This is a genomic window from Pseudomonas sp. LBUM1668, from assembly GCF_059695715.1.
Window position 1 is genome coordinate 5,520,189 of sequence record NZ_CP166787.1, and the last position, 11,711, is coordinate 5,531,899.

Sequence of the window (11,711 nt, forward strand, 5' to 3'; positions counted from 1 at the left end):
CCCACCAGAGGTTCCATGCCAGACCGCCCGCCTCTCGACGCCATCACCGCCCGCTGGTTGCCGTGGGTCGTCGCCATTGCGTTTTTCATGCAGTCCCTCGACGGGACCATCCTCAACACCGCCCTGCCGGCCATGGCCCGGGATCTGGCCGAAGACCCCTTGCGCATGCAGGGCGTAGTCATCGCCTACATGCTCACCGTGGCCCTGCTGATCCCCGCTTCCGGCTGGATAGCGGACCGTTTCGGCACCCGGAAAATCTTCTTCGGCGCGATCCTGCTGTTCAGCATCGGCTCACTGCTCTGTGCACTGTCGAGCACCCTGAGCATGCTGATCGGCGCCCGGGTGATTCAGGGACTGGGCGGTGCATTGATGCTGCCGGTAGGACGACTGGTGGTTTTACGTGCGTATCCGCGATCCGAGCTGGTGCGGATCATGGGGTTCATCACCATTCCCGGATTACTCGGCCCGCTGCTCGGCCCGACCATGGGCGGCTGGATGGTCGAATACCTGACGTGGCACTGGATCTTCCTGATCAATCTTCCCGTGGGTGTCATCGGCTGCTACGCGGTATGGAAATTCATCCCAGACCTGCGCGGCAGCGAACGCACGCGCTTCGACAGCCTCGGTTTCCTGCTGTTTGGCGCGGCGATGATTCTGATCACCATCGCCATGGAAGGCCTCGGCGAATTGCATTTGCCGCACTTGCGCGTGATGTTGCTGCTGTTCGCTGGCTTCGCCTGTCTGGCCGCGTACTGGCTGCGCGCGGGGCACATCGAGAATCCGTTGTTCTCACCGTCGCTGTTCAAGACCCGCACATTTGCCGTCGGCATTCTCGGCAACCTGTTCGCCCGTCTCGGCAGCGGTGCCCTGCCGTTTCTGGTGCCGTTGCTGCTGCAAGTGGCGCTGGGTTATTCACCGTCGCAAGCGGGGATGAGCATGTTGCCATTGGCCGCTGCGGCGATGATCGCCAAGTGGGTCGCAAGACCGCTGATCGAACGCCTCGGCTATCGCATCGTGCTTACCGGCAACACGCTGCTGCTGGGGATCATGCTGGCCAGCATGGGCCTGGTCAGCGAGCAGACGCCGTACTGGCTGCTGCTGTGTCTGCTGGCGATTCTCGGCGCGATAAACTCGCTGCAGTTCACCGCGATGAACACCGTGACCCTGATCGACCTCGACGACGCCAGCGCCAGCAGCGGTAACAGTTTGCTGTCGGTGGTCGCGCAGTTGTCGCTGAGTCTGGGGGTTGCCTGCGCCGGTGCCTTGTTGGGCGGGTTTACCGCCGAGGTCGGCAACGACGGTGTCGAGACGGTGCTGGGCGCGTTCCAGTTGACCTTCGTGACGGTCGGGATCATGGCGATGCTGGCTGCGACGATCTTCTCGCAGCTGTCAAAAGAAGACGGCCGGCGCGCAAAACGGCCGCAAGAACACATCGAACATTAATTTGTAATGGGGCTTTTGTGGCGAGGGGATTTATCCCCGATGGGTTGCGCAGCAGCCCCAAAAAGGTTGAATGCGATCGGTCTGATGTACCGGGGTGGCAGATATAGGGGGGTGCTGCGCACCCCATCGGGGATAAATCCCCTCGCCACAACAGCTCCTTTGCCTCAAGTTTCTCACTAGTCAGCAAGGCTCGGGATTGTCGGCTCAATCGCTGTTCGTCCAGAACTTTCGAGGAAAGTGGCACGGGGCTGCTACACTGCGCGACATTTTGTTTTGCAGGCCCGTCCCGTGACCACCATCGCCACCGCTTTTAACACTCTGCCGCTGTCCGCTGCCATGCTGGCTAACCTCGAATCACTCGGTTATGCGCAGATGACGCCGATCCAGGCGCAGAGCTTGCCGGTGATCCTCAAAGGGATGGACCTGATCGCCCAGGCCAAGACCGGCAGCGGCAAAACCGCTGCGTTCGGCATCGGCCTGCTCAACCCGATCAACCCGCGCTACTTCGGTTGCCAGGCACTGGTGATCTGCCCGACGCGCGAGCTGGCCGACCAGGTTGCCAAGGAAATCCGTCGCCTGGCCCGCGCCGAAGACAACATCAAAGTCCTGACCCTGTGCGGCGGCGTGTCGTTCGGCCCGCAGATCGCTTCGCTGGAACACGGCGCGCACATCATCGTCGGCACCCCGGGGCGCATCCAGCAGCACCTGCGCAAGGGTTCGCTGGTACTCGATGGCCTGAACACGCTGATCCTCGACGAAGCCGACCGCATGCTCGACATGGGTTTCTACGACGCCATCGAAGACATCATCGTCAAGACCCCTGAGCGTCGTCAGACCTTGCTGTTCTCGGCAACCTACCCGGTCGGCATCAAGCAGCTCGCGTCGAAGTTCATGCGCGATCCGCAAACGGTGAAAGCCGAGGCGTTCCACGATGACACGCAGATCGAGCAGCGTTTCTACGAGATCTCCCCGGAAGATCGCATGAGCGTCGTGACCAAAGTACTGCACCACTTCCGCCCGGCGTCCTGCGTGGCGTTCTGCTTCACCAAGCAGCAAGTGCAGGAAACCGTTGATCACCTGACTGCCAAAGGCATCTCCGCCGTCGGCCTGCACGGCGATCTGGAACAGCGTGATCGCGATCAGGTGCTGGCAATGTTCGCCAACCGCAGTACTTCGGTACTGGTCGCCACCGACGTTGCCGCCCGTGGTCTGGACATCGATGCGCTGGACATGGTGATCAACGTCGAACTGGCGCGCGATTCGGAAATCCACATTCACCGCGTTGGCCGTACCGGTCGTGCGGGCGAGAAAGGCATTGCCATCAGCCTGGTTGCACCGGGCGAAGCGCACCGCGCACAAGCCATCGAGCAACTGCAAAAGTCGCCGCTGAACTGGGATCAGGTCGACAACCTCAAGTCCCAGGGCCTTGCCCCGTTGCAGCCGCCGATGACCACCCTGTGCATCGGTGCCGGCCGTAAAGACAAAGTGCGTCCGGGCGACATTCTTGGCGCATTGACTGGCGAGGCCGGCATCCCGGGCGCGCAGGTCGGCAAAATCGCGATCTTCGACTTCCAGGCGTTTGTGGCTGTTGAGCGCACCGTGGCCATGCAAGCCTTGCAGCGCCTGAACGACGGCAAGATCAAGGGCCGTTCGCTGCGCGTGCGTATCCTGTAAGAACAACGTAATTCCCTGTAGAAGCTGCCGAAGGCTGCGATCTTTTGATCTTGATCTCAAAAACAAGATCAAAAGATCGCAGCCTCGTTTCACTCGACAGCTCCTACACGGTTGGTTTTGTGGTGACATTTCAGAGGACACCGTTTTGCGCTCTACCGAAGTCGTGATCATTGGCGCTGGCGCCGCGGGTTTGATGTGTGCACTGACCGCCGCCGGGCGCGGCCGTCAGGTATTGCTGCTCGACCATGCGAACAAGGCCGGCAAGAAAATCCTGATGTCGGGCGGTGGCCGCTGCAATTTCACCAACATGTACACCGAACCGAGCAATTTCCTCTCGCAGAACGCGCACTTCTGCAAATCCGCACTGGCGCGCTACACCCAGTGGGATTTCATCGGCATGGTCGGCAAGCACGCCGTGCCGTATCACGAGAAGAAGCTCGGTCAGCTGTTCTGCGATAACAAATCCAGCGACATCCTCGAAATGCTCCTCACCGAGTGCGATCAGGTCGGCGTCGAGCTGCACCTCGACACTTCGATCCAGACGATCGAGAAAGTCGAAAGCGGTTACCTGCTCGACACCACCCTCGGCCAGATCCAGTGCCAGTCGCTGGTGATCGCCACCGGCGGTCTGTCGATCCCGACGTTGGGCGCCACCGGTTTCGGTTATCAGGTGGCCAAACAGTTCGGTCACGACCTGCTGCCGACCCGCGCCGGGCTGGTGCCGTTCACCATCACCGATCAGCTCAAGGAACTGTGCACAGAGCTGTCCGGTACGTCGGTGGACTGTCTGGTCAGCTGCAACGATCAGAGTTTTCGCGAGAACATCCTGTTCACTCACCGCGGCCTCAGCGGCCCGGCGATTTTGCAGATTTCCTCGTTCTGGGAATCCGGCGACACGGTGGAGATCAACCTGCTGCCGGATCACGACGCCGCCAGCTGGCTGCAACAGCAGGTGGTCGAGCGTCCGAACAGCGAACTGAAAACTCTGCTCGGTGAGATCTTCACCAAGAAGATGGCCAATCTGCTTGCGGATAACTGGTTCGTGTCCAAACCGATGAAGCAGTACACCCATGCAGAGTTGGCTGAGATCGCCGACAAGCTGGGCAGCTGGAAAGTCGTGCCGGCAGGCACTGAAGGTTATCGCACGGCCGAAGTGACACTGGGTGGTGTGGACACGCGCGAAGTGTCGTCCAAGACCATGGAATCGCTGAAAAGCCCGGGTCTGTATTTTGTCGGCGAAGTGCTCGACGTCACCGGGCATTTGGGCGGTTTCAACTTCCAGTGGGCCTGGGCCTCGGGTTACGCGGCTGCGCAGTACGTTTGATCCACGTCTTTCAAATGTGAAATGCAATCCCTGTGGGAGCTGGCTTGCCAGCGATGAGGCCGGCACATCCAACATCGATGTTGAACGCCAGGACGCCATCGCTGGCAAGCCAGCTCCCACAGGGTTATATGCCAGCCATGAATTTGAGCTCGTCATAAAAGCAGTAAGGAACACTTTTTGCTGTCAGATGTGATCGGCGCCATTGCGTCGGCGTCATTACTGGCTCAATTTAGCGGCATCGCCTCGGAAGGCCTTCGCACTTCATGTCCTCGACTTCGTTTCGTCAGTCTTTGCGGCGCCTGTGGGCGCTGGATAAATTCAGTTATAGCGTGCGGGTGTTCATCGCCCTGACCGGCAGCATGGCGCTGTGTTGGTATCAGGATGAAATGGGCCTGCTGATCCCGTTGTTCCTGGGGATTATCGCCAGCGCCCTGGCCGAGACCGACGACAGTTGGCAGGGTCGCCTCAACGCACTCGCCGTGACGCTGGTATGTTTCAGCATCGCCGCGCTGTCGGTGGAATTGCTCTTCCCCTACCCCGTCATCTTTGCGATTGCGCTGGCGTTGGCCAGTTTCGGCCTGACCATGCTCGGTGCGCTGGGCGAGCGTTATGGGGCGATTGCCTCGGCAACCCTGATCCTTTCCGTGTACACGATGATCGGCGTCGACCAGCGCGGCGGCGCAGTCCTCGATTTCTGGCATGAACCGATGCTGCTGGTGGCAGGCGCCGCGTGGTACGGCCTGCTCTCTGTGCTGTGGCAGGCGCTGTTTTCCAACCAGCCGGTGCAACAGAGTCTGGCGCGGTTGTTCCGTGAGTTGGGTTTTTACCTGAAGCTGAAATCTTCGCTGTTCGAGCCGATCCGGCAGATGGACGTCGAGGCCCGACGCCTGGAACTGGCGCAGCAGAATGGTCGCGTGGTGGCGGCGCTGAACAGCGCCAAGGAAATCATCCTGCACCGGGTCGGCAACGGTCGCCCCGGCTCGAAAGTCAGCCGTTACCTGAAGCTGTATTTCCTCGCCCAGGACATCCACGAACGCGCCAGCTCTTCGCACTATCCGTACAACGCGCTGGCCGATGCGTTTTTCCACAGCGATGTACTGTTCCGCTGCCAGCGCCTGCTGCGCCAGCAGGGTAAAGCCTGCCGGGCGCTGGCCGAATCGATCCAGATGCGTCAGCCGTTCATCTACGACGCCAGTTTTGCCGAAGCCCTCAGTGACCTCGACGCCTCCCTCGAACACTTGCGCATCCAGAGCAACCCGGCATGGCGCGGCCTGCTGCGCTCACTGCGCGCACTGGCGGCCAACCTTGGCACCCTCGACCGTTTGCTCAGCGATGCGAGCAACCCCGATGCCTTGGCCGACGCCACCGACAGCAGCCTGCTCGACCGTTCGCCGCGCAACTTCAAGGACGTGTGGATTCGCCTGCGCACACAACTGACACCGACTTCGTTGCTGTTCCGCCATGCCCTGCGTCTGCCGCTGGCCTTGAGCATCGGCTACGGCATGGTGCATTTGATCCACCCGTCACAAGGCTACTGGATCATCCTCACCACGCTGTTCGTCTGCCAGCCAAACTACGGCGCGACGCGGCGTAAACTCGGTCAGCGGATTCTCGGCACCGCCATCGGCCTGACCGTGGCGTGGGCGTTGTTCGATCTGTTCCCAAGTCCGCTGGTGCAGTCGTGCTTCGCCATCGCCGCCGGGGTCGTGTTCTTTACCAACCGCACCACCCGCTACACCCTGGCGACCGCCGCGATCACCATCATGGTGCTGTTCTGCTTCAATCAGGTCGGTGACGGTTACGGGCTGTTTCTGCCACGGCTGTTCGATACCTTGCTCGGCAGTCTGATCGCCGGTCTGACGGTGTTCCTGTTCCTGCCGGACTGGCAAGGCCGACGCCTGAACAAAGTGCTGGCCAACACCCTGACCTGCAACAGCATCTACCTGCGCCAGATCATGCAGCAATACGCCGCTGGCAAGAGTGACGACCTCGCCTATCGCCTGGCCCGACGCAACGCGCACAACGCAGATGCAGCGCTGTCGACGACGCTGGCGAACATGCTCATGGAGCCTGGGCATTTTCGTAAGGAAGCGGACGTCGGTTTCCGTTTTCTGGTGCTGTCGCACACCTTGCTGAGTTATCTGTCAGGGCTCGGCGCGCATCGCGAAACCCTGCTGCCCGCGGATGTGCGTGAGCAGTTGATCGAAGGCGCCGGGGTGAAACTGGCGGCGAGCATCGATGAAATCGCCCAAGGCCTGGCGAGCAAACAACCGGTTGCGATTCAAAGTGACGAAGAAGAAGCGCTGGCCAATGAGCTGGAGCAGATGCCGGATGAAATCGATGAAGGGCAGCGACTGGTGCAAACGCAACTGGCGCTGATCTGCCGACAGTTGGGACCATTGCGGACGTTGGCGGCGCATTTGATCAAGGATACCTCTGAAGTTTGAGTTGCCTTGGCGGGCCCCATCGCTGGCAAGCCAGCTCCCACAGTGGGTCGGGTTGATTCACAAAATTGTGCTTCACCAAAGAACCCTGTGGGAGCTGGCTTGCCAGCGATGAGGCCCTCAGCAACAACACAACTCCGGGATCAGAAACCTACATCCCATGCTGGCGCAGCAACTTGTCATAACTCCCATCCGCCTTCATCGCCGCAATCGCCTTATCAAACCCCGCGACAATCTGCGCATGCTGCGGATTCTTCAGGCTCACCAATATGTGCAGGCTGTTCTCGCTCAACGGCTTGGGCAAAAACTCCACCGCACTGCGAACCTTTGATGATTCCCGCGCCAGGTAATAGCGCGCGACATACTCATCTTCCAGCGTCAGTTTGACCCGATCCGCCGCCAGCATGCGCACGCCCATGGCGAAGTTATGCACAGGGACTTTCTGCATCGCCGTGTCGGCATCAAATGGCGGCGAGTAGGCGTAACCGCGCACCACCGCTATGGGATAAGTGTGCAGTTGCTGCAGATTGCTGTATTCGAGTGGCGTGTCTTTGCGCTTGAGAAAGCGGATGCGGTTGACCAGATACTCACCGGAAAACTGCCCCAGTTTCATCCGGTCTTCGTTATACCAGGCATTGACCAGTACGTCGTAGCGCCCCTCGCCAACCCCCAGCAGCGCCCGCGCCCAAGGCACTTGCTGATACCCGCTGGCAAAACCGGCCCGGGCCAGCGCGGTGGTGACGATGTCGGTGGCCAGGCCGCCGTTGACCAGTGTGTCATCGGTGAAGGGCGGCCAGAGATCAAACACCAGCCGCAGCTTCTGCGCCGCTGCGGTCTGAGCCAGCAAGAGCAATCCGATCAAAGCAAAAGCTCGATGCAAACGCGGCATGCTTGAAAATCCTCAGCGGGCCGGAGCCCTGCATGTTTTCAGTCAAAACCCCAAGGCCCCTTACCGGCAAAACCCAGGCACTGACATTAGCTCAATGGAACCACTGCACAGTGCTCACCCGCAGATTACACAAAGACGCCCGCGCTGCGCGAAAGGAATGATGGCATTTTGACCTTTGTCACAGACTCTTACGCCATACAGACATCTGCGACCGGTGCGCTTAGTATCGGACGACGTATTCAAGGAATCGGAAAATGACAATCGAGTGGGTCTGCAAACATCACAGCGATCTGGGCAAAGAGCAGCTTTACGCACTGTTGAAGCTGCGGTCGGAAGTGTTCGTGGTCGAACAGAAATGCGCCTACCCCGACCTCGACGGTCAGGATCTGGACGGCGACACCTATCACTTGATGGGTTGGGAGGATGATCAGTTGATGGCTTATCTGCGCCTGCTCGATCCCGAATCCCAGGGTGGCGACGTGGTAATCGGTCGCGTGATCACCGCGCCGCAGGCCCGAGGCCAAGGGGTGGGGCACGAGATGATGGAGCAGGCGCTGAAGCAGGCCGAGAAACACTGGCCGCAGGTGCCGATCTATCTGTCGGCGCAGGCGCATTTGCAGGGGTATTACGGCAAGTACGGTTTCGTGGTGGCGGGTGAGGAATATCTGGAGGACGACATTCCGCATATCGGGATGCGTCGTTCCTGAAGGCCCCATCGCTGGCAAGCCAGCTCCCACAAGAAATTGCGTCGTTCACAACTTGTGTGAACACCAGAAAAACCTGTGGGAGCTGGCTTGCCAGCGATGGCGTCAGCCCAATCCACTCAGGATTCAGGGATACTCAAGCACAGCCTTGATCTGCCGCAAATTACGCTCGATCCATCCCCGATCAATCGCCCCCCACTCACGAATCCGATAACGCCCGGCATGGTTGCGGGCGCCCTCTTCCTGCTCGAACTCACAAATGATATCCAGATCCGCCAGCGCAGCGATCGTGTCCTGCGCCGTGCGCCGGGGCATGCCGGTCACTTCGGTCAGCGCCGGCACGCTTGGGGCCAGACCGCTGTCGATCAGGTACGCCACATACAAGCGTCGATAGAAACTGCTTTTGGTCTTGCTGACGTCCATGCATGCACTCCGCATTTATTGAAGATCAAAAGATCGCAGCCTTCGGCAACTCCTACAGGGGGGGAACGCATTCCAGTGTAGGAGCTGCCGAAGGCTGCGATCTTTTGATCTTTATTCTTCACTGCATGTCCCGCCAAGTCAGATACACGCGCAGATCAAACTCGACCTGGTGATACCCCGGCAGCATGTGTTCGCACAATTTATAAAACGCCTTGTTGTGATCAGACTCTTTGAAGTGCGCCAGTTCATGCACGACGATCATTTTCAGAAAGTCCGGCGCAGCGTCCTTGAACAGCGAGGCGATACGAATCTCTTTTTTGGCCTTGAGTTTGCCGCCCTGAACGCGCGAAACCGTGGTGTGCAACCCGAGAGCGCGGTGGGTCAGGTCGAGGCGGTTGTCGAACAGCACTTTGTCGATGGCCGGCGCGTTGCGCAGGTATTCCTGCTTCAGGTCCAGCGCGTAGCTGTACAGCGCCTTGTCGCTCTGCACATCGTGCCGCCCCGCATAACGCTGGTCCAGGTATTCACCCAGACGCCCGTCGGCGATCAATTGGCGCACCTGATCCTGGAGTTGCGTGGGATAGGCCTGGAGGTACTTCAACACAGTCATGGACGGGCGACACGGTTCAAAAAAGGTGCGCCAGTGTATCGAATTCAGCCGGGCAACGCGCTCCAGTCGAAAGGCTCCGCAAAGCTTGCGACATCTTCGGCAATCATCGGGCGCGCCACGAGGAAGCCTTGTACGTACTCGCAGCCGTGGGCTTGCAGCCATTGATATTGCTCAATGGTCTCGACACCTTCGGCGATCACCAGCAAACCGTATTGCTTGCACAGATTGATCACTGTGCTCACCAGGTACGCATCCTTTTTGGAGTCCGGCAATCGCGCGATCAGATGGCGGTCGAGCTTGAGTGTGTCCAGCTCCAGATCGCGCAGATGCGCCAGCGAACACGGCCCCGAGCCGAAATCGTCCAACGCCACCCGCACCCCGAGATTACGCAGCAAGCGCAACTGCTTGCGGGTTTCGTCGGCGTTTTGCATCAACGCTTCTTCGGTGACCTCGACTTCCAGTTGCCGTGGCTGCAAGGCATGTCGCTCCATGACCTGACGCAACTCGGTGACCAGATTAGGCAGGCTGAACTGGGTGTTGCTCAAACTCACGCCGAGCACCAGGTCTTCGGCAAACAAGGTTTCCCAGGCTTTGCGCTGCCCCGCGCCACGGTGATAAATCCAACTGCCGAGGCGACTGATCAGCCGTGCCTCCTCCAGCAACGGCAAGAACAACCCCGGCGGCACATCGCCCACGCTCGGATGCTGCCAACGCAGCAGCGCCTCGAAACCACGGATCTGGCCGCTATCGATCGCCACCTGCGGTTGATAGACCAGATTGAAATCACGGTTTTCGATGGCGGTGCGCACACTTTCTTCAAGCATCAACCGCGAGCGCGCACGGCCATTCATTTCATGATCATAGAAACGATATTGCTGACGCCCCGCGCGTTTGGCTTCGTACATGGCGATGTCCGAGGCGCGCAGCAATCCGTCGAGGTTCGATCCGCAGTCCGGATAAGTGGCGATGCCGATACTGGCGCCGAGGGCAATATCCATACCCTCGATTTGCTGACAGATCGAGACCCGTTCGATCAGCTTCTCGGCAATCTTCGCCGCCTGCTCGGGAAACTCCAGATCCAGCAGTGCTGTAAATTCATCACCGCCCATGCGCGCAAGAATATCGAACGGCCGCAAACACGCCTTCAACTGTTCAGAGACCCAGCGCAACACACGGTCGCCCGCGTCATGACCGAGGGAATCGTTGACGCGTTTAAAGCCGTCGAGATCCAGATAAAGCAGCACCCAACTGCTGTCGCTGCGCTCACCACGCAGCAGCAGGTTTTCGACGGTTTGATAAAAGCCACGACGATTGAGCAACCCGGTCAACGGATCAGTGACTGCCTGATATTCAAGCTGCTGGTGCAAATGACGCACCACCGACATGTCGAGCACCGTCACCACCATCCCATATTGCTCGGCGGGTAACGGCGCGCAGGACAGCGCCACCGGCACTTGCTGTCCGGGCGCGGTACGCAGCAAAGCGTCGCGCAGCCGCAAGGTTTCGCCGCGCTGGTAACTGCTTCTGAATTCGGAATCGGCCCACAACGGGATGTGTGGTTTCTGCAGGTAATCAAGAAACTCCTTACCCTCCAGTTCTTTCACTGGCGCATTGAGCAGCCGTGAAATCGCCGGATTGGCAAAGCGGATCAAGCCGTCCTCGCCCAGCACCAGAATGCCTTCGGCAGCGTTATCCAGCACCGAGGCATTAAATGCCCGCGCCACCTCCAGATCGCGAGTCAGTTGCTGCAAGGCGCGGCGATTGCGCTGATGCTCCAGCAGCGCTTGCACCTTGGGCTTGAGGATCTGCGGGTCGAAGGGTTTAAACAGATAATCCACCGCACCACTGGCATAGCCTTTGATCACGGCATCCTGGGATTGCTCGTTGGCGGTGAGGAAGATGATGGGTGTGAGGCGCGTGCGCTGACTGCCGCGCATCAGCCGCGCGACTTCAAAACCGTCCATGCCCGGCATCTGCACATCCAGCAGGACCAGATCGACGTCGTGTTCGAGCAGAATATTGAGCGCCTCGAAACCGGAGGCGGCGGTCATGACGTGCCAATCCTGACGCTGCAGCAACGCGCGCATGCTGATCAGGTTTTCAGGGTAGTCATCTACGATCAACAGGACAGAGCTGCCTTCACTTGGCGGGGGTTGCGCGCATTCCATGCTGCTTCTCTTGTCGGGACATCAGGTCGGTT

General features: G+C 59.6%; 9 protein-coding genes. 5 read left to right on the forward strand and 4 right to left on the reverse strand.

Features of this window, described 5'->3' with window-relative positions; translation table 11 throughout:
- Positions 1-15: 15 nt before the first annotated feature.
- The 4 genes from mdtD (at position 16) to yccS (ending at position 6,888) form a co-directional block, all read left to right on the forward strand.
- Complete coding sequence (mdtD, locus tag ACA061_RS24895) at positions 16-1,443, forward strand: multidrug transporter subunit MdtD (RefSeq protein WP_150617801.1); 1,428 nt, start codon at positions 16-18, stop codon at positions 1,441-1,443.
- A 336-nt stretch (positions 1,444-1,779) separates the two neighbouring features.
- The gene (gene dbpA / locus ACA061_RS24900) at positions 1,780-3,117 is read left to right on the forward strand and encodes an ATP-dependent RNA helicase DbpA (RefSeq protein ID WP_241865726.1); all 1,338 of its coding nucleotides are present in this window, start codon (positions 1,780-1,782) and stop codon (positions 3,115-3,117) included.
- A gap of 145 nt (positions 3,118-3,262) precedes the next feature.
- Positions 3,263-4,441 (forward strand): BaiN/RdsA family NAD(P)/FAD-dependent oxidoreductase, encoded by a 1,179-nt coding sequence (locus ACA061_RS24905; RefSeq protein ID WP_497300207.1) that lies wholly within the window; start codon positions 3,263-3,265, stop codon positions 4,439-4,441.
- Between the two features lie 263 nt (positions 4,442-4,704).
- Positions 4,705-6,888, forward strand: a complete 2,184-nt coding sequence (yccS, locus tag ACA061_RS24910) for a YccS family putative transporter (RefSeq protein ID WP_497300208.1) — start codon at positions 4,705-4,707, stop codon at positions 6,886-6,888.
- A 148-nt stretch (positions 6,889-7,036) separates the two neighbouring features.
- Here yccS and ACA061_RS24915 read toward each other — a convergent pair whose 3' ends face one another.
- Positions 7,037-7,774, reverse strand: coding sequence for a substrate-binding periplasmic protein (locus tag ACA061_RS24915; protein ID WP_497300209.1), 738 nt, complete (start codon positions 7,772-7,774; stop codon positions 7,037-7,039).
- 254 nt (positions 7,775-8,028) lie between these two features.
- Between ACA061_RS24915 and ACA061_RS24920 the strand changes: the two genes are divergently transcribed.
- Positions 8,029-8,481 (forward strand): GNAT family N-acetyltransferase, encoded by a 453-nt coding sequence (locus tag ACA061_RS24920; RefSeq protein WP_210700521.1) that lies wholly within the window; start codon positions 8,029-8,031, stop codon positions 8,479-8,481.
- A 123-nt stretch (positions 8,482-8,604) separates the two neighbouring features.
- Here ACA061_RS24920 and ACA061_RS24925 read toward each other — a convergent pair whose 3' ends face one another.
- From ACA061_RS24925 to ACA061_RS24935, 3 genes are all read right to left on the reverse strand, one after another.
- Complete coding sequence (locus ACA061_RS24925) at positions 8,605-8,901, reverse strand: winged helix-turn-helix domain-containing protein (protein WP_027610630.1); 297 nt, start codon at positions 8,899-8,901, stop codon at positions 8,605-8,607.
- Positions 8,902-9,019: 118 nt separating this feature from the next.
- The gene (locus ACA061_RS24930) at positions 9,020-9,511 is read right to left on the reverse strand and encodes a M48 metallopeptidase family protein (protein ID WP_497300210.1); all 492 of its coding nucleotides are present in this window, start codon (positions 9,509-9,511) and stop codon (positions 9,020-9,022) included.
- Positions 9,512-9,555: 44 nt separating this feature from the next.
- On the reverse strand, positions 9,556-11,679 hold the full coding sequence (locus tag ACA061_RS24935; RefSeq protein ID WP_497300211.1) for a putative bifunctional diguanylate cyclase/phosphodiesterase: 2,124 nt from the start codon (positions 11,677-11,679) through the stop codon (positions 9,556-9,558).
- Between the last annotated feature and the right edge of the window lie 32 nt (positions 11,680-11,711).

Excerpts from the sequence above, each read along its gene's own strand:
- ACA061_RS24930 (WP_497300210.1), bottom strand. The coding sequence starts at position 9,511 with ATGACTGTGTTGAAGTACCTCCAGGCCTATCCCACGCAACTCCAGGAT.
- ACA061_RS24920 (WP_210700521.1), top strand. The coding sequence starts at position 8,029 with ATGACAATCGAGTGGGTCTGCAAACATCACAGCGATCTGGGCAAAGAG.
- yccS (WP_497300208.1), top strand. The coding sequence starts at position 4,705 with ATGTCCTCGACTTCGTTTCGTCAGTCTTTGCGGCGCCTGTGGGCGCTG.
- ACA061_RS24915 (WP_497300209.1), bottom strand. The coding sequence starts at position 7,774 with ATGCCGCGTTTGCATCGAGCTTTTGCTTTGATCGGATTGCTCTTGCTG.
- mdtD (WP_150617801.1), top strand. The coding sequence starts at position 16 with ATGCCAGACCGCCCGCCTCTCGACGCCATCACCGCCCGCTGGTTGCCG.
- dbpA (WP_241865726.1), top strand. The coding sequence starts at position 1,780 with ATGCTGGCTAACCTCGAATCACTCGGTTATGCGCAGATGACGCCGATC.
- ACA061_RS24935 (WP_497300211.1), bottom strand. The coding sequence starts at position 11,679 with ATGGAATGCGCGCAACCCCCGCCAAGTGAAGGCAGCTCTGTCCTGTTG.
- ACA061_RS24925 (WP_027610630.1), bottom strand. The coding sequence starts at position 8,901 with ATGGACGTCAGCAAGACCAAAAGCAGTTTCTATCGACGCTTGTATGTG.